At 50.1% G+C, this 24042-nt stretch carries 16 protein-coding genes; 12 read left to right on the plus strand and 4 right to left on the minus strand.

Annotated features, from left to right (window positions below; all coding sequences use genetic code 11):
• Window positions 1-134: 134 nt before the first annotated feature.
• Window positions 135-311, minus strand: coding sequence for a 50S ribosomal protein L32 (rpmF, locus tag C1752_RS02525; RefSeq protein ID WP_110984460.1), 177 nt, complete (start codon window positions 309-311; stop codon window positions 135-137).
• An 86-nt stretch (window positions 312-397) separates the two neighbouring features.
• Window positions 398-820, minus strand: coding sequence for a tetratricopeptide repeat protein (locus tag C1752_RS02530; RefSeq protein WP_158534993.1), 423 nt, complete (start codon window positions 818-820; stop codon window positions 398-400).
• A gap of 234 nt (window positions 821-1054) precedes the next feature.
• Between C1752_RS02530 and C1752_RS02535 the strand changes: the two genes are divergently transcribed.
• The 6 genes from C1752_RS02535 (at window position 1055) to C1752_RS02570 (ending at window position 14680) form a co-directional block, all read left to right on the plus strand.
• Window positions 1055-2581 carry a slipin family protein gene (locus tag C1752_RS02535; protein ID WP_110984462.1) on the plus strand — a complete coding sequence of 509 codons (1527 nt, stop codon included), beginning with the start codon at window positions 1055-1057 and terminating at the stop codon, window positions 2579-2581.
• A gap of 195 nt (window positions 2582-2776) precedes the next feature.
• Window positions 2777-3535: an alpha/beta fold hydrolase gene (locus C1752_RS02540; protein ID WP_110984463.1), complete on the plus strand. Its 759-nt coding sequence runs from the start codon at window positions 2777-2779 to the stop codon at window positions 3533-3535.
• Window positions 3536-4656: 1121 nt separating this feature from the next.
• Window positions 4657-7074, plus strand: coding sequence for a VCBS domain-containing protein (locus C1752_RS02550; protein ID WP_110984465.1), 2418 nt, complete (start codon window positions 4657-4659; stop codon window positions 7072-7074).
• A 281-nt stretch (window positions 7075-7355) separates the two neighbouring features.
• Window positions 7356-11015 carry a TIGR03032 family protein gene (locus C1752_RS02560; protein WP_110984467.1) on the plus strand — a complete coding sequence of 1220 codons (3660 nt, stop codon included), beginning with the start codon at window positions 7356-7358 and terminating at the stop codon, window positions 11013-11015.
• A 1079-nt stretch (window positions 11016-12094) separates the two neighbouring features.
• Complete coding sequence (locus tag C1752_RS02565; protein WP_110984468.1) at window positions 12095-12694, plus strand: tetratricopeptide repeat protein; 600 nt, start codon at window positions 12095-12097, stop codon at window positions 12692-12694.
• 192 nt (window positions 12695-12886) lie between these two features.
• A complete protein-coding gene (locus C1752_RS02570) occupies window positions 12887-14680 on the plus strand; it encodes a calcium-binding protein (protein ID WP_110984469.1) in 1794 nt (597 codons plus the stop codon).
• Between the two features lie 215 nt (window positions 14681-14895).
• Here C1752_RS02570 and C1752_RS02575 read toward each other — a convergent pair whose 3' ends face one another.
• On the minus strand, window positions 14896-15504 hold the full coding sequence (locus C1752_RS02575; protein WP_199464254.1) for a hypothetical protein: 609 nt from the start codon (window positions 15502-15504) through the stop codon (window positions 14896-14898).
• 155 nt (window positions 15505-15659) lie between these two features.
• Here C1752_RS02575 and C1752_RS02580 point away from each other — a divergent pair, with 155 nt between their 5' ends.
• The 3 genes from C1752_RS02580 to C1752_RS02590 all read left to right on the plus strand — a co-directional run bounded on the left by C1752_RS02580 (window position 15660) and on the right by C1752_RS02590 (window position 18206).
• Window positions 15660-16715: an amino acid ABC transporter substrate-binding protein gene (locus tag C1752_RS02580; RefSeq protein WP_110984471.1), complete on the plus strand. Its 1056-nt coding sequence runs from the start codon at window positions 15660-15662 to the stop codon at window positions 16713-16715.
• Between the two features lie 105 nt (window positions 16716-16820).
• The gene (locus tag C1752_RS02585; protein ID WP_110984472.1) at window positions 16821-17510 is read left to right on the plus strand and encodes a type I restriction endonuclease subunit R; all 690 of its coding nucleotides are present in this window, start codon (window positions 16821-16823) and stop codon (window positions 17508-17510) included.
• A 123-nt stretch (window positions 17511-17633) separates the two neighbouring features.
• Window positions 17634-18206, plus strand: coding sequence for a CAP domain-containing protein (locus tag C1752_RS02590; RefSeq protein WP_110984473.1), 573 nt, complete (start codon window positions 17634-17636; stop codon window positions 18204-18206).
• A gap of 28 nt (window positions 18207-18234) precedes the next feature.
• Here C1752_RS02590 and C1752_RS02595 read toward each other — a convergent pair whose 3' ends face one another.
• Entirely contained in the window at window positions 18235-19035 is an 801-nt protein-coding gene (locus C1752_RS02595) for a peroxiredoxin-like family protein (RefSeq protein WP_110984474.1), read from the minus strand.
• A 230-nt stretch (window positions 19036-19265) separates the two neighbouring features.
• Between C1752_RS02595 and petP the strand changes: the two genes are divergently transcribed.
• The 3 genes from petP to C1752_RS02610 all read left to right on the plus strand — a co-directional run bounded on the left by petP (window position 19266) and on the right by C1752_RS02610 (window position 23585).
• Window positions 19266-19460, plus strand: a complete 195-nt coding sequence (gene petP / locus C1752_RS02600) for a cytochrome b6f subunit PetP (protein WP_110984475.1) — start codon at window positions 19266-19268, stop codon at window positions 19458-19460.
• 3 nt (window positions 19461-19463) lie between these two features.
• Window positions 19464-20567 (plus strand): Get3/ArsA fold putative tail anchor-mediating ATPase NosAFP, encoded by a 1104-nt coding sequence (locus tag C1752_RS02605; RefSeq protein ID WP_110984476.1) that lies wholly within the window; start codon window positions 19464-19466, stop codon window positions 20565-20567.
• A 582-nt stretch (window positions 20568-21149) separates the two neighbouring features.
• Complete coding sequence (locus C1752_RS02610; protein WP_158534994.1) at window positions 21150-23585, plus strand: peroxidase family protein; 2436 nt, start codon at window positions 21150-21152, stop codon at window positions 23583-23585.
• The last annotated feature ends 457 nt before the right edge of the window (window positions 23586-24042 follow it).

Here is a 24042-nt window from a genome sequence, read left to right on the forward strand (position 1 = left end):
ACTAGATAAAGTAGAAGACTTGACGTCGGTTTGTGAGACAGGGTTCTGAGAACAAATGGGACCGTTAACAGCGCAAAATGGGGAGCACAGCCTTGTACTCCCCATTTTGATGAATTCGAGCGTGAGACGCTAATTTACTTTTCGTCGTCTTCGTCTTCCTTAACAGGGTAGTAGAACCCTTTCGCACGTCCGCTTAGGATCGATTTCCCGGTGGACATGGCTCGCTGAGCGGCAAGATTAGCCTTACGATTCCAGTGAGCTCTGCGGGAGTTGCGCTTGGAGTTAGAAGTCTTCTTCTTGGGGACGGCCATGAATCTATACGTACATTGATTAATAAGTTCACTATTGTAGCATTGCTGAAGAGTGCTGCTTGAAGCATTTGATGTGCAAGTGTTCTTTATCCCTGAGCCTTTAAGATTGCCAGATCTTGTTTAAGGCGCTCAATACCAGCCTGAGTTTTGTGCTGTTCGTATGCATCACTGGCTTTTAATAAGCTGCGGACGGCTTTGTCGTTGTCCCCAACGTTTGCGTATGCTAGGCCGATATTGTGCCAAGCTTCAGCACAGCTTGGTTCTTGCTCTACCACTGGCATCATTTGCGAGATCGCGTCTTGGTAGTTACCCGTTTTGTATGTAGCCACCGAACTTACGAAGTCTGCCATCACGGCGTCTGATATGGAGATAGCAGGCAAATCGATGACGGTATCAGGAAAAGGTAGTACCGCAATCGGTGTGCGAAAGGCTCTTACCATGGAGACAATGGCGAACCCCGCGATGCCGAACACGACGACAGCCCAGATTAAAAAATTAGGAGTTTCCATATTTGTAGATAGCCGTAAGTAATAGAAGAGACGTGGAGATGACAGGAAAAGCATTAAACGGCTCAGTGTAGCCTATCAGTCGTTAGATGGGGCTAGGGGGGGGCTTGAGTGCTAAGCAAGATTATCGATCGTTTCTCACGTCACTACAGCCCCACAATGGATCGAAATATTGCAATATGCCCGGAATTAAATGAGTCCTCTTAAAGTTGTCGATATCATCTGCAAACACTTCGCATGTTTAAGTCGTTTTATATCAAGCCTCATGAACGGGGAATGCTCTTTTATCGCAGCAACTTTCAGCAAGTGCTGCAGCCTGGAATCCACCGCCGCATAGGGTGGCATTGGAATGTGAGAACGTTTGACCTCAACCAGCCAGAGGCTCAGCTTGAAAATCTTGAGCTGCTGCTGCAGTCTCACGCCGATCAGCTCAATGAGCATTTCACGGTGGTTCGTACGACCTTTAGCAGCGCGGCGCTAGTGCGTCTGGGACAGCGATGGTGTACGGTGGGGCCGGATCAGTTGCGGGTGTTTTGGCGCGGTTTTATTGAGGTTGAGGTCCACTTTTTCAATTTGGATGAGGATTTCGAGCTACCAACGGCTTTTGTGCAGCAGCTACGGGAGCAAGTGCTGCCGGGGCTGACGCTTGTTCAGATCTCTGAATCACAGGTGGGAATGCTCTATGAGCGGGATAACTTTGTGCGCCCGCTGGAGTCGGGGGAGTATGGGTTTTGGACATTCAATCGTAAGGTTCAGATTCCTGTTTTTGACTGCACACACCCTGCCCCCAGTTTCCCCAATGAAGAGGTGCTCTTTGAGCAGCATCCCGAATTTGTGGCGACCTACTGTGAGGCGGTGCAGTTAGGGGGACAAGAGGTTGCGATCGCACGTCACAAGAACAAGGTCATCGCCGTCCTGCCACCCTGCAGCCGCAAGCTGTTCTGGAAAGGGGTCACGGTCGAGGTGATCGATATTAGTTCTAACGCCAAGCTCCCGGCAGCACTGGTGGCTGAGTTGATTTCGGGTCTACCTGAGGTCTTAGATCTCGCTTACGGATCGCTGCATGTCTTGGAGGTGCCGTCCCAGCATTTAGGTCTGCTCTACAACGAAGGTGCTTTTCAAGAACCCCTGGCACCGGGCTATCACGGCTGGTGGATCTATGGGCGATCGCTGACCACTGAAGTCATTGATTTGCGGCTACAGACTCTGGAGGTCTCCGGCCAGGAAATTCTCTCGAAAGATAAGGTACCGCTGCGCCTAAACTTAACGGCGGGCTATCGGATCGAAGATCCGGTGAAGGCGAAAACGGGGCTGGCGGATATTGAAGGGTTTGTCTATAAGGAACTCCAGTTTGCGCTGCGGGGAGCGGTGGGCACGAAAACGCTGGATGCCCTATTAGAAGATAAGGGGGCTATCGATAATTCAGTGGCCGAACACATGCTGCCCAAGGTGGAAGAGTATGGCATTAATCTAGAGTCGGTGGGCGTCAAGGATATTATCTTGCCGGGTGAGATCAAGGCGATTTTGTGTCAGGTGGTGGAAGCGGAGAAATCAGCGCAGGCCAATGTGATTCGACGGCGGGAAGAAACGGCGGCGACCCGCAGCATGCTGAATACGGCGAAGGTGATGGAGAACAATCCGGTGGCTTTGCGGTTAAAGGAGCTGGAGTTGCTGGAGCGGATCGCGGACAAGATCGAGAAGATTAACGTTAACGGCAGTTTGGACAGTATTCTCACAGATATTATCCAAATTGAGCGTCAGTAGTGTTTAGCGATTCGTTCCGTCCGAAGGTTTCTTGGAAATTATGATAGCTCTGCATTGGCCCCCCCGGCCCCCAAATTCTGGGGGGAGAGATATACCTGTGACGTTCAAACCGGTAAGTTCTGCATTGTTGAGGTCTTGCCGATGTTCATGGAACTCCTTTAGAGTTCTGTCGTTGCAGCCTTCAGGTGTTGGGGGATGAGTCAGAGTGCAAACATCTCGCCTATTCATCTTTGGTGTTTGCACGGTAATTTACAGCAGCCTAGCGTTTGGGAAACGGCTCTGAGAGATCTTTGGCGAGACCCAGCGATCAGGGTTATTCCGGTGGATTTGTGGTCAACGACGGCTCAGGATTTTTGGGGTTGGGCAGAGCAGTTCTGTGAACGGGTGGTGGCTGAGGGAGCCAGTCGCAATGTAGTGTTGGGCTACTCTTTGGGTGGACGGTTGGCCCTCCATGCAGTGCTGCAAAATCCGGGGTTGTGGAAGGGTGCGATCGCAACCAGCACATCCCCTGGTCTCTCTAGTTTTAAGGACCGTCAGGCCTGTCTTCAGCGCGATCGAATCTGGGGCCAACGCTTTAGAACAGAACCGTGGCAAGCGCTCCTAAATGAGTGGGATAACCTACCCGTTTTTAATGGCATTCCCTGCAACATTGAGCGAAAGGAAAGTCAGTTTTCTCGACAGCGGATTGCGCGACTGTTCGATATTTTTTCCCAGGGCCGTCAAGAGGATTTGCTACTTCGATTAAAAGCGCTGGAGAACCCGCCAATCTTGTATATTTCTGGGGAGCTTGATCGAAAATACTGCGCGATGGGTCGTCGTTTGGCTGAGGCGTGTCGTGGGGTGGAGTGGGTTGCGATCGCAAATGCAGGCCATCGAGTCCCGTGGGAGAACACGCCTGTATTTACGCAGGTGGTTGAACAGTGGTTGCGTCAGCTCCCAGATCAAACAAATTGAGTTGTTTAGAGCGAACCTGGGTCAACACCCAGCTTTCGCAAATGCTCCGCTAATTGTTCTGCCCTTTCGTGTTCTTGGTCTGCTCGTTGATGCTCTTGGTCTAGCTGTTGGGTTAACTCAACTGGTATCGTAGGGGGAGTGGGTTGCGATCGCACAGAGAAGATGAGCCTGCTTTTGTTTAGGTGGTCAGCCGTTTGTTTGGTCAGTTTTGAATGCTTATTAATGGAGCACTGTAAATAGACAAGTCTTGTTGGCAAACGCACACTTGCTCGTATCGTGAGATTTAGCAACACGACTGCATTCGCCCCCCGGCCCCCCAATTCTGGGGGGAGAACAGCTTTATCTTGTTATCTCTTTGCGTTCAATTGTGGCTGTGAATCAGCTTATTGTTAACCCATTTGATTTCAATAGTTGTCTACTCAAGTGGTGGTGAGAGCAACTCTCTAAATATTGGTACCACAATGAAAACTCTCAAAACTCTCCCCCCAGAATTGGGGGACTGGGGGGCAGTGCAAGACGCTAATTGAAAGAAGGCAGCTTGAAATCATAGCGGTATACGCAAAAAGTCTTGTGTATACGTTTGCCATGCAGGCATTGCAGGGCTAATGATGATTTTCTAGCAACCCAACAGCTTATTTGGGGTGTGTATAGTCACCTGCGACAAAATGAGTACGGTGAAAACACGTATAAATTAGTGTTTGTTTTATTTTGAAAATGGTTGATTTCCCTGATAGCTAACGATTTTGGCTGGGCATACTTGGATACAGAGAGCCAATCATCTGCAGTATTTAAGGGGTTCAAAAAAGATAGAGCGTTCACAACAAAGGCTTTTATCTCTGGGCTGAAAAATAATTTTATTTTTCTGTCACCCAGTCAACACTCAATCTGTCTTTCTTGCCACTTGTATTGATGAAGTGACTGTTTTACAGCGGAGCTTGTTTCTAGGCCGCTGCGGTTTACTGCTGCTCTAACTTCAGTTGTGGTTCTTTCTACAAGGAGAAGCACTCTGACATTTGTGGGATCTGTCTCAAGCGGGGGAGTCCCAGTAGTTTTACCTTGACCTCAGCGCGGGTGAAGGAATCCAATCTGTCTGTTGTTATTTAATTTAGTTGAGACGATTTATGCCCTCTTTTAACGAGCAAACTGGCACCAATAATCCCTTTGACGGCATTGATGCGGGGATTGAGGGTGATCCTACTTTGGTAGACGTAGATGGCGACGGCGACTTTGATCTGGTAGCGGGGGATAGCGACGGTGCGCTCAGATACTTTGAAAATACAGGCGGTGCCACCACCCCTAGCTATAGCGAACAAACCGGCACCAACAATCCTTTTAACGGGATTGATGTGGGAGACGATAGCTCTCCTGCTTTTGCTGATATTGATGGCGACAGCGACCTTGATCTACTAGTTGGAGGAAATAATGGTGGCGTTCAACTAGAGTATTTTGAGAATATAGGTAGTGCCACTAACCCTAGCTTCAGCGCACAGACCGGCACCAATAACCCCTTGGGCAGGCTTTCTGTGGGATATGACAACTCACCTACCTTTGCTGATATCGATGGCGATGGCGACTTTGATCTAGTGGTGGGAGATGATACCAATCAGCTCAGTTACTTTGAGAATACAGGTAGTGCCACCAGCCCAAGTTTCAGCCAGATCACCGGTACTAATAACCCATTTGAAGGTATTGGCCAGGGAATTAACAGCTCCCCCACATTGGTCGATGTGGATGGAGATGGCGACCTTGACCTAGTGGTGGGCAATGGTAACTATACACTCAGTTACTTTGAGAATATAGGTAGTGCCACTAACCCTAGCTTCAGCGCACAGACCGGCACCAATAACCCCTTTGACGGGCTTAACTTCGGAAGTGCTTTTGGCTCCGTTACACCTACTTTTGCCGATGTCGATGGTGATGGCAACCTCGATCTAGTCTCTGGCACAGGGCAATTAAGCTTCTTCGTCAGCAATGAACCAGCGATCATTACTGGCGATATTTCAGGTGCAGTTACTGAAGACACTACCACTACAACTGCCACTGGCACACTAAACGCAACCGATGTTGACTCCAGCGCTGACTTCACTGTGCAAACTGATACTGCTGGTACATACGGCACCTTCTCTATCGATGCAGCTGGAGTCTGGACTTACACGCTCGACAACGCTGATGCTGATACCGATGCTCTAGAAGCAGATGAAATGATCACGGATGTCTTCACTGTCGCCACAGCTGATGGCACAACTCAAGAGGTCACCGTCACTGTCACAGGTGCTAATGATGCAGCTATCATCGCCGGCACAACAACAGGTGCAGTCACTGAAGATGACGCTATTACGACTGCGATGGGTAGCCTAATGGCCACCGATGTCGATTCCAGCACTGACTTCGCAGTGCAAACCGATGCAGCGGGCACCTACGGCACATTCTCCATTGACGCATCCGGCAACTGGACCTACACCCTCGATAACAGTGATGCTGATACAGAAGCTTTGGGTTCTAGTGACACTGTTACAGATGTGATCACCGTTGCTACTGCCGATGGCACGACTCAAGATATCACCATCACCATCGATGGCAATAGTGATACCGTTCAAATCGGTACTCCTGGCCCCGATCTAATTGTGGGAACCCCCCTCGACGATACTCTAGAAGGCTTAGATGGCAACGATCGCATCCGTGGCCTTAACGGCAACGACCTCATCTTGGGCGGCAACCACAGTGACACCCTCTTTGGCGACGGCGGCAACGATTCCCTCTTCGGCGGCAACGGCATCGACCGACTGTTTGGCGGCAACGGCAACGATTCCCTCAACGGTGGCAACAACAACGACACCCTCTCAGGCCAAGGTGGCGACGATACGCTCTTGGGCGGCAGCGGCAACGATATTCTCATCGGTGCTGCAGGCAATGACCTCCTGCAAGGCGGACTCGATAACGATCGCCTCGTCGGTGGCAGCAATGACGACAGGCTGTTTGGCCAAGCAGGTAACGATACTCTGATCGGAGCTAGCGGCCTCGATTCTCTGGTCGGCTCCGCAGGCAATGACCTTCTACAAGGGGGCACTGGCAATGATTCCCTCAACGGCGGCAACGACAACGATGTGCTCGAAGGTCAAGGTGGCTTCGATATCTTAATCGGTGCCAGCGGCGACGACCTGCTCGTAGGTGGTTCTAACGATGACACACTCACAGGCGGCACTGGGTCTGATACATTCCGATTTGACGTTGGCTTCAACAGCCTCGGCCTTGATACGATTACAGACTTCGCTAGCAATGATGTACTGGAGTTAAGCCAGTCTGTCTTTGGGCTGATGGGTGCCATCGGTGGCGTCATCGATGTGAGTGACTTTGCAAGCGTTAGCTCTTTTGCTGAGGCCGAAAGCAGTGGCGCAGCGATTGCTTACAACAGTAATGACGGTAGCCTCTATTTCGATGCCAACGGCGCTGCAGCCGGATTTGGCAACGGCGGCGGTCAGTTCGCTCAGCTAGAGAACGCCTTCGACCTCCAAGCCAACCAGATTGAATTGATTGCCTAAACTACTGGTAACAAGTCAACTGAATAGATAAGCAAAAGCCAGCCGATCATGATCGGCTGGCTTTTTTGCCTGACAAGTATCGGCTCATCTGATCCGGTAAAACCAACCGCACGATTGCGATATGGCGTAGATTTATATTTTGACTGGGCACACTGAAAGCAAAAGAGTGAGCGCATTTTATAGAAAAGTTTGAGGCTAGCGTTCCCCTCTCATGATCAGGACATGGCTGCTTTCTATAACCTTTGACCCGCAATGACTTTATTGTTACCCCAGATTGATACATGACCGCTTCTTTGAATGAGCCACGTTTATCGAGTACTCCTGGCGGTGACGCAGGTGTCGCCGCGCCAACGTTAGAGGCTACCCATTCTGAAGGGTTCGGCCATTGGCTGCAGCAACAGCAGCTCAGTCTAGCCTTTACGACCTACCAAACGAATCGCTTATTTTGTCTGGGCACGACACAGGCAGGGAAAATGGCGCTACATGAACGCTTGTTTGATAAGCCAATGGGCCTGTTCGCCCAGGACAATCGCCTCTACATGAGTACCCGCTATCAAATATGGCAGCTCGATAATCTGCTAAGACCCGGAGAACTGCGTCAGGGTTGCGATCTCATCTACACCCCAAAACTAGCGCACACAACCGGCGACCTCAACGTTCACGACGTGGTTATCGACGCATCCGGCGAACTTCTGTTTGTGAATACCGACTTCAACTGTTTAGCCCGTCTCAGCCCTGACTATAGCTTTGTACCGCAATGGCGACCGCCCTTTATCTCGAAATGGGTCGCCGAAGATCGCTGTCACCTCAACGGCCTCGCCCTGCGAGAGGGCAAACCGGCCTACATGACCGCCTGTAGCAGCACCAATACAGCCGCCAGTTGGCGTCACCACCGGGTTGACGGCGGCGTCGTGATGGATATCCAAGCCAACGAAGTGATCGCCACGGGCCTCTCAATGCCCCACTCGCCACGCTGGTATCGCGGCAAGCTCTGGTTGCTCAATTCAGGGACCGGTGAACTCGGTCACATCGACTTCGACAGCGGTGCCTTTGTCCCGCTCACCTTCTGCCCCGGCTTCGTGCGGGGAATGACCTTTTGCGGCAACGTCGCCGTGATCGGTCTATCAAAATTGAGGTCAAAATCTTTCACCGGTCTAGCGCTGGAAAAACGACTAACGGCAGCGGGAGATCGCCCCCACTGTGGCTTGATGGTTGTTGACCTAGAGACCGGCAACGTTTTGCATTGGCTGCGTTTAGAGGGAGTCGTTGAAGAGCTTTTTGATGTGGTGGTGCTACCCAACGTCCGCCAGCCGCAATCTCTAGGGTTCCAGTCTGATGAAATTGAGCGGCTAGTCACCTTCCCAGAGGCTGAAGGGATTGTGGTCACAAAACCCACGGTCAAGCGCCCGAGTTTGGCAGGCAAAGCCCCCGTTGCTGGCGTACCCCGCACCGTCTGGGATGGGCAGTCAAGCTCCTCAACGGCTTCAGTCCCGTCGATCGCTGCCGCTTTAGACTCCCTTAAGTTTCAGCACGTTTACCATCTGACACCAGAAAATCTGGCAGACTACGACGATTTCACGTTTCCGCGTCTACGGCAGCGCTGGTCACAGCAGCCTCAGCGCGGCGAGATGCTCGGCGTATCAGCGTCGGTAGAGGGCGACATGGTGGCCTTCGGTGTGGCTGAGCTGCTGCCCGATCAGTCGGCTGAGGTGATCTCGCTTTGGGTGACCCCAGAGTACCGGCAACAAAGGATCGGACAGCGGTTGATGGCAATTCTGGAGCAGAAAGTCTGCCAAGAGGGCTGCACTAAACTGTTAATCGCCTACGAGGCCACTGCCCTTACCCAGATAGAGCCTTTATTGAAAAACTTGGGCTGGCAAGCCCTCTCTCAGAACCACACCCAGCATAGATGGCACAAAAATTTCGCACCGCAGCTTGAGAAAGAGGCACCACACCCCTTTGAGCAGGGCAAAGCCTTTGCTAAGCAAGGAGATCTAGACGCAGCCATCGCTTGCTTTACTGAGGCCCTTCGCCAACGCCCCGACCACCTCGCCGCCTATAACCAACTGGGCAATGCCTATCAGCAGTTGGGGCAAACAGAAGATGCGATCGCAACCTATCAAGCCCTCTTAGAACGCAATCCCAACGTCGCGCAGGCCCACGCCAACCTAGGGGCGATCTGGCAGATTCAGGGGAAAACGGGAGATGCGATCGCATCCTATCAAACCGCCATTGCCCTCAAGCCCGACTTAACCGTAGCCCATCTCAATCTAGCCAAGCTGCACGCAACAGCAGGCCAGCAAAAAAACGCTGCAGTGCATTATCAAGCGGCCCTTGCAGCCGATCCCCAACAAGTAGAAGCCCACTACGGCCTTGCCAAGGTATCGCTGACTCAGGACCATTTAGAGCAGGCAAACGCCTGTTTTCGGCAGGTTTTAAAGCTCCAGCCGGAACACTCAGCCGCTCTATTAGAGCTAGGCTTTTTGTCTGAGGCCCAAGGGCAACTAGCGGTTGCTCGTGCCTGCTACCAGAAGCTATTTAATACCTGCCTAGAGTGGCAGCATTTAGCCGCTTACCAGCTTAGCTATGTGCGGCGGCAGCTTTGCAACTGGCAGCACGACGATGCGCGTATGACAGAGCTACTGCAGCGCCTTGAGACGCACATTGCTCAGACCGACAGTCCTGCCCTCGCCCCCTTGAGCCTGAGCGTTTTCCCCGCATCGCCAGCATTGCATCGGGCCGTGAACGAACACCACGCAGCGCAGATTCAGCGACGCATGGCCGAGACTAAAGAACGATGTCATTTCCAGCATCCTCAGGGGCCTGTCGATAAACTGCGGATTGGCTACGTCTCGCCTGATTTCCGCAATCATCCGGTGGGCTGGCTGATGCAAGATTTGTTTCAGTACCACGACCGCGATCGCTTTGAAATCTTTGCCTATAGCCTCCGCCATGCCGAAGATTCAGTGCAGGCCAACATTGAGGCCGGGTGCGATCATTTTATCGACTGCTCCCAGCTATTGCCGGAAGAGAGTGCTCACCGCATTCATGCTGATGGCATTCATATTTTGATTGATCTAGCGGGTTACACCACCTATTCTCGACCTGAGATTTTTGCGCTGCGTCCCGCACCAATTCAGTGCAGCTATTTAGGCTATCCCGATACCACCGGTTCAGAGAGTATCGATTATCTGATCACCGATGAGTGGGTCGTGCCGCCTGCATTGGCAGCTCACTGTACTGAGCAGGTGGTCTACCTACCGCATCAGTTTGTGGTATCGCCAACATTCGCAGAGTCTTGTTTGCCAAAGGCCGAGATAGATCAAGAGGTACTAAAACAAGGGAATTTAAAGCAGACCCGCCAGGACTATGGTTTACCTGCAAAGGGGTTTGTGTTCTGTTGTTTTAATCTCCATCGCAAGATCGAACCGACGGTGTTTTCGGTGTGGATGAAGATTTTGCAGCAGGTACCAAACTCAGTGCTTTGGCTCTCAGATGGGCCAGACCCGGTCAAGGTGAATCTGCGTCAGGCCGCCCAGGCTCATGGGGTTGCGGCAGAGCGATTGATTTTTGCCCCTCGGCTCCCCTTTGACGAATACTTAGCCCGCTATCAATTTGCTGATTTGTTTCTGGATACCTTCTCCTATGGAGCGGGTTCGACCGCAATCTGCGCGCTCTCTGCAGGAGTACCTTTGTTGACCCATCCAGGCGAGACCAATGCCTCACGGATGGGGGCCAGCATTTGCGCGGCAGCGGGCTTAGAAGACTTGCTGATTTGCGACAGCATATTGACCTACGAACAAAGGGCTGTGCATCTTGCAACTCACGCAGAAGAGATGGCGACCCTACGGCAGAAGTTACGCGGCAATCGCAGCAATTTACCGCTGTTTCAACCCCAGCAATGGATCTCTCACTGGGAAGAAACGCTAGAGAAACTCTGAGATCTGTTCTAAGACAGGAAAGTCCCCATCGTGCTGCCTTCATCTTTTTGGGCCGCTTCACGGAGAATGCGGCCCATCTTAATTGAGGGGAATTGAAGAATGGAGACGGTTGCGATCGCATCGATCAACCGCTGTCTCTCTCATCAAGAACAGGCCTACTCTCACATAGATTATCCCGCAATGTCTTCATTTGCTTAGACCGCACAGCTCCAGATCAGTAAGCTATCAAGCCTGCGATATGACATCAAAAGAAATCAGCCGTCCGTCAGACACGATCAGGCGACAAGAAACTTAAAACGATAGCCATTGCGTTTTTGAAGATTGCACCACGAGGCTGAAACGCTTACCCCAAGCCACAAAAAGCAAAACAGAAGCTGTACCAGCAGAAAACAGCTTGGAGAAATCCTGTATGTTTTTAAGTCTTATTTTATTGAGCTATAAACACTCAGTTATTATCATCCTAAATACTAGGTATAACGCTGTAACCCTTGCTCTACAAAAGTGATAGTTAACGCTCGAATATTTCTGCTCCAGAAATTCAGGTTTTTTTGTATGCTTTGATGTTCTACTTTGTTGGTTTCAAAAACAACTTTCGCATGATGTTGGCATACCTCAGAATCACATCTAGGCAATAAAAACGTGTCTAAAAACAATAGAAGCATGATGAGATGGAGTTCTACAAAAAATATTTCCAGAGAAATTTTGTATATTTTCGCGTTTGTTTTTGCTTACCGCTACGTGTTGAATTCCATTGTTATACAAAGTTTTTAGCTGGGTACACTCAATTTCAGACAGCTTAATAATTTAAATTTCAAAATTCTATATAGACTTCTTCTTCTGCCAGTTGCTCGGATTTATTTATGATTGCGTCTTTGAACCCGCAACGTTTACTGAACGTTGTGAAATTCTCCGCTGACGATAAAAATTTCGAACCCCCAGCTATAGCCTCCCAGCTAAAAGTGACTCATTCTGAAGGGTTACCCAATGGGTTACAGCATCAAGACCTGAATGTAGCTTTTACCACTCATCAAACCAACCGTCTTTTCTGCGTGAGTCTCGTCCAGAAGGACGTATAAACAATGCGTGAACGCTTGGTTGACAAGCCGATGGGTCAATTTGCCCAGAATAATTGCCTCTGCATGAGTACTCGCCATCAGAAGTGGCAGCTCGATCATTTGCTAAGGGCACGAGGGTTGCGTCAGAGTTGCGATCGCATCTATATCCCTGAACTGGCTTACACGACCGATAACCTCAAAATCCGTGAAGTGGTTCCATCTGAGTCTGTCGAACAACAGATGTTGCGGCAGGTTCCGGGAGCAGCGCTATTGCTCTTTGATAGGACAAACTCAGTCAAGGTCAACGTGCGCCAAGCCGCACGCGCCCAGGAGCTTGATCCTGACCAACTGATCTTTGCTCCTCAGCTACCCTTTAACGAATATTTAACCCGCTATCGCTGTTCGGATCTGCTCCTAGACGCCTGCACCTACAGGGTCGGTTCGACGGCGATTGCACTCTCAGCCTGGTTGCCGTTGCTCACCCATCCTGATGCATCACAAACGGAAGCCAGTATCTGCGCAGCGGCGGGTTTCAAAGATTTGCTCATTTGTGACAGTGCTGTTGCTTATGAGCAAAAGACAGTCCATCCTGCCACTCATGCAGGTGGGATGGCTGCCATATAGCGGAGATTATGCGAAAACTGCAGCAGGTTTACCGCTATTCCAACCCCAGTCGTGGATTTTCTACTTGGAAGAGTCTCCTGGGAAGCTCTGGGATCTGTCTTAGGACGGGGGAGTCCCATCGCTTTTCCTTCACCTCAACATAGGTGAAGGAATTCAATCTGTTCTTCATTAAATTATTAGTTGAGACGATTAATGCCCACCTTTAACGAACAAACCGGCACCAATAACCCCTTTGATGGGATTAATGTTGGAAGTGACAGCCACCCTACCTTTGCCGATATTGATGACGATGGGGATCTTGATCTACTGATCGGGGACTTTTCCGATGGCATTCTAAACTTCTTTGAGAATACGGGTAGTGCCTCTAGCCCCAGCTATGTTGAACAAACCGGCACCAATAACCCTTTCGACGGTATTTCTAGAAGTGAAAGCACCCCCACCTTTGCCGACATTGATGGCGATGATGATCTTGATCTGGTTATTGGACAATCCTTCGGTGGCCTGAGTTTCTTTGAAAATACAGGCAGTGCCACTAGCCCTAGCTACATCGAACAAACTGGCACTGATAATCCTTTCCCTAGCGTTGGTTCAAACGATAGCAACTCTCCCTTCTTTGCCGATCTTGATGGCGACGGTGATCTCGATCTAGTCACGGGAGATGGCAATGGCACGATAAACTACGTTGAGAACACGGGCAGTGCCACTAGCCCCAGCTACATCGAGCAAACCGGCACTAACAATCCCTTCGATGGGTTTAATGTAGGCTTTGAAAGCCAACCGGTCTTGGCTGATGTTGATGGTGATGGCGACCTTGATCTAGTTGTTGGGGCTGGCAGTGGCACAATCAATTTCTTTGAGAACACAGGCAGTACAACCAGTCCCAACTACATCGAGCAAACCGGCACTAGCAATCCCTTCGATGGGTTTAATGTGGGGGGTGAAAGCCAACCTGTCTTGGCTGATGTTGATGGTGATGGCGACCTCGATCTAGTTGTTGGAAATGGCCCTGGCACAATCAATTTCTTTGAGAATGCCGGGAGTCCCAATGGCGCGACCCCTGGTCCAGATCGCCTTTCAGGAACCCCTGATGACGACACTTTAGAAGGCTTAGATGGTCGAGATCGTCTCAATGGCCGAAATGGCAATGATCGCATCGTAGGCGGCAATGGTAGTGACACCCTCCTGGGTGAAGGTGGTAACGATACCCTCTTCGGCGGCAGCGGTATCGACCTCCTCTTTGGCGGTAACGGCAATGACTTTCTTAATGGGGGCAACAATAACGACACGCTGCAGGGCCAAGCGGGAGACGATACTCTTCAAGGCGGCAGCGGCAACGATATATTGATTGGCTCAACAGGAAGCGACCTGCTTCAAGGGGGACTCGACAACGACTTCCTGAGTGGGGGGAGCGACAACGACACGCTGGTCGGCCAAGCCGGAGATGATACTCTCCTAGGCGGAAACGGACTCGATCGTCTGATCGGCACTGCAGGTGATGACCAACTAAGGGGTGGCTTCGGCAACGATACACTTAACGGCGGCAACGACAACGATGTGCTCGAAGGTCAAGCTGGTTCTGATCGCTTGATTGGCGGCGGCGGTGACGACATTCTCGTCGGTGGCTCCAGCGATGACACACTTGTAGGTGGAGTCGGGTCTGATACGTTCCGATTTGGCGGTGGCTTCAACAGCCTCGGCACCGATACGATCATAGACCTTACCAGCGATGATGTAATGGAGTTGAGTCTGTCTGTCTTTGGTCTGACAGGTGCCATCGGTGACATCATCGATATGAGCGAGTTCGCCAGCGTCAGCTCTCTGGCTGACGCCGAAAGCAGTGGTGCATCCATCGCTTACAACAGCAATGATGGTAGCCTCTACTTCAATGCCAATGGCGCTGCAGCAGGCTTCGGTACTGGCGGTCAGTTCGCTCAGCTCAACAATACCTTTGACCTCCAAGCCAGTCAGATTGAGTTGATTGCCTAAACCATTTGCAATTGAGTCAATTGAATAAATAAAACTAGGCCAACAGATTAACGATGAATCTGTTGGCCTTTTTGTACTACATCGAGAGCCGCTCTTTTGCCTAGATTCAACCAGTAGAAGGGAGTCACTTGCAATGAGCAATTTTTAGAGCAGCGGAAAACGAAAGGCAAGAATCAAATTATAAAAGCGTTCTGAAGCTGGATTCAGGAGCTGACTTAAGATGGCTCGCGCGCCCACACAGCTAAGCCACCCCCTCGCCCCCGAGCGGCCAGCACCGTATCGCAGATCAAGAAATAGGCAAAGAACGCCTGTTGCCCCACCTTCCGCTGATAGAACTTCGCTTCACTGGCTTCACCCTTGCGGATAAAACTGTCGAACAGCTTCACGCCATAAACCCTGACCGCCATGCGCGTAAAATCAAAGGCCATAATGTTCTGAGGTGACAAAAACTTCGCGGGGCCTGAAACGGATAGGTGAATGCCCAGAAACTTGATGTCGTTGGCGATTGTACCCGCCGTAAATTTTTCTCCTGAGTTCTCCGCTGGCTGTTCTCTGGGCGTGTAGGACAGAGAAATAGAGGCCAGCTTCGGTAAATATCGACCGGCCCCCATCACTGGCCCTGCTTTCTTCTGCGTTTTTTTCGTGCCGGTGATAAAGCAAAGTCGCCAGTCCCCGACTAGTTGATCAAAGCCATGACTCTCCCTGGAATGTCTGCTTATGTTCTCGGCCTCAAGACAAGCTTCTCGTACAGCGTCAGGGGCAGGTCGCTCCGCAGCATTGAATGCCTTTTGAGCGGCCTGTTCTAGAATCTCAACCGGTGACATGATTCACTCCTTCTGCTGCTTTTACCCTCAACCCCAGTGTCAGGCTTAAGGGGCATCTTCCGCTAGTGCTAAAGGCTTGTGTGTGGGACTCTTCGTGCTGTAATTGTGAAGCAGCGACAATTCCGCTGTCTTGCAGTCCTTCGCTTAGAGCCGTTATGAAGCATCGTCCGTTTTTCCGTCGAGCCGTGGTGACCGGTCTTTTCTGTCTCAGCACGCTAACCGGCTGTCTTCCTAGCCTGGACTCTTCCGGTTCATCCTCTTCTGGGAGGCTGCAGGCCATTTTAGAGCGAGGGCAGCTCAACTGCGGTATCAGCGGCGAGCTGCCGGGATTTAGCTTTGTCAATCCTGAGGGCGAGTATTCGGGACTGGATGTTGATTTTTGTCGTGCGATCGCATCTGCTCTTTTCGACGATCCCAACGCCGTCAACTACCGCCGCCTCAACGCCAAAGAACGGTTCACCGCTGTACAAACCGGCGAGATCGACGTCCTCAGCCGCAACACCACCTGGACCCTCAGCCGTGACGGATCGAACCGGATGGCCTTTGCCCCCGTGGTTTTCTATGACGGCCAGGGCATGATGGTGCGCAAAAGCAGCGGTATCAAAACCCTCAAAGACTTTGCCGGGAAATCAGTCTGCACCCAGACCGGCACCACCAATGAACAAAACCTCTCAGATCAGATGCGGAAGCTGGGGGTTGACTACACTCCTGTTGTCTACGAAGACATCAACGCCGCCTACAAAGCCTATGCCGAAGATCGGTGCCAGGGCGTCACTTCAGATCGGTCTCAGCTCCTCTCGCGCCGCAGTGCCTTCCCGCAACAGGACGATCACGTCATTCTTGAAGAGGTTATGTCCAAAGAGCCCCTTGCGCCAGCCGTCGCTGATGGTGATTCTCAATGGTTAGATGTAGTCACATGGGTCATTTACAGCACCATAGAAGCCGAAGATCTAGACATTCGCTCCGATAATCTCGATCAGTTTGCTGATAGCGACGATCCTGTTATTCAGAGATTTCTCGGCAAAGAAGATAACCTGGGGACCGGTATCGGTCTCCCTGATGACTTCGCCGTCCGCGTGATCAAAAACGTTGGTAATTACGCTGAAATTTACGATCGCAACCTCGGCCCCAACACAAAGCTCAACCTACCCCGAGGCCAAAATAAGCTAGCGCAGGATGGTGGATTACTGTACGCCCCTCCATTCCGCTAATGTTGTTGCCAAGACAGATGATGGATGCCGTGAGCGGCTTCATGAGTAGAGCCTTTAAGACCTTGATGACTGCTAGCATAGAAGCAAAATTGCTAGGTTAGCTGTATGTCAGTTGCGATTACAGAAGCCATCACCACACTCGCAGAGGCAGAGCAGCGATTTCAATTGACTCGTACAGAGGATGAAGCGTTCTTCTGTGAATGGTCTCAGAGCCTACCTAGCCTGACAGAAAAAGAGAAGACAGACTTAACGGCCATGCGTCGTCGGTATCTCTACCAGCGATCTGAAGGACACTTGCTCGAAGGAACAATCACGCTCCTGTTTGCTTCTCCTTTGCTGACAATCGCGGGATTTTACGATCCGCCCTTCAGGGTTCGTGCAGAAAAAGCAGTACAGCTCAACCTCGAAGACAGTGAAGAGGTCTTGCAGGGCCGTTTAGACGTGTTGGTCCTTAAGAACCAACTTTGGGTGGTCATTTTAGAGTCAAAAAAAACAGCGCTTTCTATCTGGTCAGCCTTACCTCAAACACTTGCCGACCTAATGACAAATCCCCACCCCAAACTGCCAAGATTTGGCATGATGACCAATGGCGACGATTCAGTCTTTGTAAAGCTTGCTCCCTCTGACACGCAAAGGCAGTACAATTTTTCACGCGTCTTCGCAGCATTAACCTCTGACCAAGAAACCTACCGAATCTTGCAAATTTTGCAGCACATTGCTCGAATTACAGGAAAAGCAGAGCAGAAACAACCCGCATTGCCTGATGGATACTGTCCGCTCAGAAAGGGGAAATAAAGGTATTTGTAATCTTCGATACAAGGTAGAACCCCTCATACCTCCCATAGTGGTTCGCAAAAGTGAATTGTTGTCTTGCAATCTTTGAGATCTCGCAATTACAGCAGTCGCAGGAGTGAATTCATGAGTTTTGTCTGTCGCAGCGTTCCTTCACGAACGTCATCCCGCTTGGGAATATCCCTAAAATTAGGGCTAATGGCCTGTTCATTAGCCTACGGATGTTTGCAGCCCGCCCTCCCTAGTGCGGCTTCAACAACTTCTTACCGGATAGCTAAGCAAACGTCTCAGTCACCCAACATTGCCACAATGGAGCAACAGCTTCTGCGGCAGGTGAATCATCAACGGCAGCGATATGGACTGCCCGCCCTCAGGCGAAACCCCAGACTCAGCCAGGTTGCGCGCACCTACAGTCAACAAATGGCTGCCTACAATATCTACGGACACATCGGCCCCTCAGGAGAGACCCATCGACAACGCGTTGAAGCCGCCGGTCTGCGCGCAGCTTTAATTGGTGAAAACTTGATGAAGGTTGGTTACAACAGACATCCTGTCGCTTTGTCAGTCAACGGCTGGATGAACAGTGCAGGACATCGTAAAAATATTTTGCTTCCCCAAATGACTGAAACGGGCGTGGGTATTTGGCAGCGCGGTTCAACCTATTATGTGACCCAGCTCTATATTGAACCCAAGCGTTAATCGCGACGGAGCTGATTATCTGAAAAGATTAGGATGCAGTGGGCACAACCGTTTCAGACTGAGACTCCATAGATAAGAACTCTAGTGGACGGCTCATGTTGGCAGCGAAGCCGAGAATGTTGCGATCGCAAAACTCATACACCAGCTCTCCATTCTCAAACAAAAACGTCCCGCCTCGCTGCGTAATGTGAGCTGCATCAGGAACGTAGGTGCCCCAGTTGCCCAACACCTCCGCCATATTCCGCAGCCTCAGCGTCGCTAGCTCAAAGGGCCGCTGAAAACCTTTGCCCCCTACATTCTTGAACAGTTCACCTTTTACGGGTGGCAGTGGTGTCGCCTTGACCACTTCATCATCAGCAATCAACTGAGGCGCGTTGCGATCGCCCTTGTATCCGCGAAAAACCTCCGTTAACGTTCCCGGACTGCCAATCCCTGCACACATGAGCAGCAAACTGAAATAGGCATTTTGAGCGACTGAGCAGCCCGGAACCTTAAGCCTTAGGCCAGGGTAGAGATCGAGCTGTTGATGGAGTTCTGCTTTGGGATCGACGTATAAACAGTCTGCGGGGAACCCTGTATATTCGCAAAACTTTTTGCCGGAGTTGCGATCGCCAATCCCCACCGCCCGGAAGACAATACCTTGCTCTTGAAGTAACTCAGCCTCTCGCCGCAGCCACCAGGCATATTCAAGACTATCAAAGTCACCTAACTGGGGCCACACCATCACTAGCAAGCGACGAGCTGACTCGCAGCCGCTGAGGATTGGCGCTATTTCACCATCATTCACGCGCTGAAATTGAGATTGCTTAAAAGTATTGAAGGTATTCATGTACTAATTGTATTGATATTGCTCAGCTTTGCAGCCAAAATTCATTACCTAGTATTCACTTCGATTCATAGGACGCTCCGTTATGGCTTACACCGTACAACCGTGAACTGAATTGAAGACTAAAATTATGAATGAGAAAAGCGTCATAATTAGCAACAATCTCTCAGATCTATACCATTCGGGCCGCACAGGCTGATACAATACTTAACTTAAGCAGTTGGAGTCTTCGAATGAAAATAGGTCAGAAAGTCCGCGTTGCTCGCATCCTCGATCGCCTCTCGGGTGATGCTAGCGATAAAGTGGGTCAAATGGGGGTTGTAAAAGACTACAAAATGACGGACGGTAGCGGCGTGGGCGTTGTAGTAGCCTTCAACGATAACAGCAGCAGTTGGTTTTTTGAAGATGAACTCGAAGGTCGTCGATAAATCATGAGCTTTATTCTCACGTTTTTGGGCAAGGGGGGGACAGGACGCACGACGGTTGCGATCGCAGCCGCCAAGCAATATGCCAGCCAAGGTAAGCGCGTCCTGCTGACCACTCAAGATCCAGGCCCAGTCTTTGAAATGCTGCTGGGCAAACCAGTCGGCGCTGAGCCTCAAACAGTAGAGCCAAACTTAAACGCTGTGCAATTTCAAACAGCCGCTCTTCTCGAAAAAAGTTGGGAACAGGTCAAACAGCTTGAAGCTGAGTATGTGCGTACCCCCTTCTTCAAAAACGTGTACGGCCAAGAACTAGGGGTGCTCCCTGGCCTAGAAAGTGCACTCTCCCTCAACGCCATTCGTGAATATGACGCCAGTGGAGACTACGACGTCATTATTGTTGACGGTCCTGGCGACCAAACCACACTGCGAATGCTGGGCATGCCAGAAGTCTTAAGCTGGTACATTCGCCGCTTTCGGCAGGTCTTTGCAGACTCTGATCTTGGCCGCACGCTATCTCCCTTTATCCAGCCCATTTCCAGTGCCGTACTGACGGTCAATTGGTCGGGTGATAACTTTGCCGAGCCGACCCAGCAGGTCAACAACCAACTTGATGAAGGCAAAAATGCTGTAGCCGATCCTCGTAGAGTCGCCGCTTATTTAGTGACCACAAGTGATGAAACGGCCATCGCAACAGCCCGCTATCTGTGGGGCAGCGCCCAACAAGTGGGCTTAACCGTTGGTGGCGTTCTTTTAAATCAGCCCAGCTTGAGCATGAAGACCGCCACCATTGAAGAGCAGTTTGCTCCCCTGCCCATTCAATCGATTCCATTTCGCAGCGGTGAACATTGGCAGCCCCTCATGTCAGCCCTGCCCAGCTTCACGGAAGCCGAACAGGCCCCCCAGCCCATTACAATCGACCTCGCGCAGCAGCAGGTCAAGCTGTTTTTACCTGGCTTTGATAAAAAACAGGTTAAGTTGACACAATATGGCCCCGAAGTCACCATCGAAGCTGGAGACCAACGGCGTAACATTTTTCTACCCTCAGAGTTGCGTGGGAAACCTGTTAAAGGCGCTAAGTTTCAAGGTAGCTCACTCATTATTTCCTTTTAACCCAACAAAATCGCTCAAGACTTGAACCATTGAGTCTATAAATAAAATCTAAATATACTTGCCGTTCCAGGACTAATAGCGATACTGTATCCTTAGCTATCTGTTCGATAGACGTATAAGGTGCTGGAACATGCTTTCAGTCCTGAATGTCATTGAGCAATAGGATTACCTTAAAGAAATTAAGCTTTAAGGGTTGAGGGTGTTATCTGAGACATTATCAGCATCAATGACTGGCATACAGTTGGGGGTATGGCAATTAGTCATTGTCTTCAAATAGGGGTGTTACCAAGTTATTTAAGCTAATCCAACGTCCAAGTGGATAAGGCAGTTGAGCAGTCTCTCAATCTGCTTTTTACACAGATGGTTCAAGTTTTATAAGCATAGCTACACAGCAGGCAGTCTTATTCCTGCTGTCTTGACCAGGAGAACTTATTGCTGTTCTCCTCGGTTCCTTTATTCTTGTGCACTGACTTAAGGTTGATGCGCGTAGGCTCTGCTGTCCACAGGCTGAAAAGTATGGGGGTGAAGAGCCTACGCGGCAGAATTTCATGCTGTGAGTTTTTTCTATCGAGGTCTAAGTTAATGACTGACATATTCAGTTCTGATTTATTTGACTCTGCTCCCAAGAGCATCATGGGGCAGAGCAACTTAAGCGCAGAAACAGTTGAGGTAGAAGAAGCCTCTTCAGGTCTAGAGTTTCGCTCCATCAACGGTTCTGACAATAATGATACAAATACAGGCGTCACCGGCGAGCAACTTTTGCGCCTCTTCACGAATGCTTTTGAAGACGGTATCAGTACACCACGTGGGGGAGACTTTCCCAATCCCTTCGATCCCTCAAGTCCGCCTTCATCCCTTCCCAATCCTCGTACTATCAGTAATACAATCGCTGCTCAATCAGAGTCAGTCTCTAATTTTCTGAATGCCAGTGATTGGATATGGCAGTGGGCACAATTCATCGATCATGACCTCGATTTAAACGAGTCAACCGCAGACAACCCTGGTGAATTCACACCCATTGTGGTTCCAAATGGCGATCCCACATTCTCTGATGGAACATTTCTGCCCTTTTTGAGAGTAGGGGCTTCAGAAGGAACCGGCATCAATAATCCCCGCCAGGCCGACAATCTAATTACCAGCTTTATTGATGCTTCCAGTGTGTATGGCTCTGATGAAGAGCGGGGCGACTTTTTACGTTCCTTTGCAAATGGGCAGCTCAAATTCTCAGAAACCAACAATGGCGAAGTCCTCTTGCCAGAGAATCCTGATGAAGGAACGGGAGAAAGGCAAGAAAATGCCACAGGTGGAACCCTCGGTGACTTCCAGTATGTTGCCGGAGATATTCGAGCGAATGAGCAAATTGGCTTAACAGCAGTTCACACCTTGTTCGTGCGTGAACATAATCGTCTTGCGGCAGATCTTCTTGACCGCCTAGAAGCAGGTGAAGCAGCATTAGTCGAAAAGTTTGAGCAGTTCACAGAGACCAGCGACGAAACAGATAGCGATGCTCTGCAGGATGAGTTTATTTACCAAGCAGCCCGCAAGGTTGTAGGGGCCAAGATCCAGCAAATTACCTATGATGAATTCCTACCTCTGTTGATTGGTGAAGGAACAACAGCAGAGTACGACGGCTATAAATCTGATGTGCTGGCATCCATCAGTACAGAGTTTGCTAATGCAGCCTACCGTGTGGGTCACACCTTACTATCGGATCAAATACAGCGCCTGAGTACAAATGGCCTCAGCGAGATTGCGTTAGGCGATGCTTTCTTTATCCCCGAACAAATCAAAGACGAGGGCGTTGATTCAACCCTACGCGGTTTAATCCTCCAAGCTTCACAAGAGGCAGATAATCTTGTCATTGATGGGGTGCGGAACTTCCTATTCGAGGCAGGGACCGGAGGGCTTGATCTAGCCTCTGTAAATATTGCAAGAGGGCGTGATACCGGCTTACCTGGCTATGTTGAAGTCTATGAAGCCCTTTTCGGCACCAGCATCGATAGCTTTGATGATCTCGGATCTTCGGGCCTAGGGCTCATAGCAGATGATGTCGTTGCTCTCTTTGAAGAAGCTTATGAAACAGTCGACCAAATTGACCTCTGGATTGCAGGCATCTCTGAGCAGGCGGATGATCATGGTGGTCTTCTTGGCCCAACCTTTAGCGCTATCATTGCTGAGCAGTTTGCTCGAACGCGTGATAGCGATCGATTCTTCTATCTCAATGAGCTAGAAGACATCCAGTTATTAGATCCTGATTTCGCCAATACCAGTCTTTCTGAGGTACTGCGTGGCAACACTGAAGAGGGCTATCTCATTCAAGACAATGCCTTTGACGTTCCCTATGAAAATTCAGTCGTCGGGAATGAATCGAATAATATTTTGTTAGGAACTAACGTTGCTGATTTAATCGATGGCAAAGAGGGACGCGATTTTATCATTGGTCGTCGGGGTGACGACATTCTCTTAGGCGATGCCGGTAATGACGTGCTCATGGGCGGTCAAGGAAATGACACCGTTCTAGGCGGACTTGGACAAGATCGTATCCTCGGTAGCCTCGGTAACGATGTGCTTCTGGGGGGGGATGATAAGGACATCATCAGTGGTGGCTCCGGGAACGACACTGTTTCAGGAGGTAACGGTAATGATCGGCTATTGGGCATTCGAGGGAATGACTTGATTCTAGGTAATGCTGGCAACGACTTACTTGCAGGTGGCGGGGGGGCTGATTCCCTGGAAGGTGGAGTTGGTAGCGACACTCTTCGGGGTGGAGCAGCATCCGACACCTTCATATTCAGTGATGATATCCTCAATGATGGCGTATCTGATACAGACACAATCTGGGGTTTCCAGCGCTTTGATAGCTTTGATTTTACCGAGTATAGTGGCTCCATTGACTTTAATCGAGTAAGCAGACGACTGCTAGAGATTGAACTCAATGGTGGTGAAGATACCATCAATATATTTGGCAGTCGCGCTGGATTGAATGCAGCACAGACGCAACTTTCAGAGCGAGCCTAGACTAAAGAGCTTCAGCAAGCCCTTTAATCTATCTGAAGCTCGTCTTTTAAGACTACTCTTTTTAAGAAGCCTCAAAGCCTATCTCTTTGAGGCTTCTCGCATATGTCAATCATGCAAAACCAATTCTATACATCACAGAAACAGAGAGTTGAAGCGCAGAATAGATTAAACAAGTGCCTAATCGCTAGTTTTGAAGTTCATGTTTACTCAATTTTGCCTTTAATTATTGATAGAGATTAACCTCAGCTTGACTTGAGCTGTTTGAAGTTCCATTTACACTAAACTCTGGGACTATCTACAGAAGGTATTCAGACGCTGGGATTTCACCAAGACTGACAATATAGGATTGCCTAAGTAAGGCTCCCTCCTTGCTCTCTCAGTAAAGTTCAGGATGAAGCCAAGCCTGAACAAGCAGTCAGTCACAACAAAATCTAAATTTACTTGCCGTTCCAGGGTT

This window comes from Acaryochloris thomasi RCC1774, assembly GCF_003231495.1.
Classification (GTDB): domain Bacteria; phylum Cyanobacteriota; class Cyanobacteriia; order Thermosynechococcales; family Thermosynechococcaceae; genus RCC1774.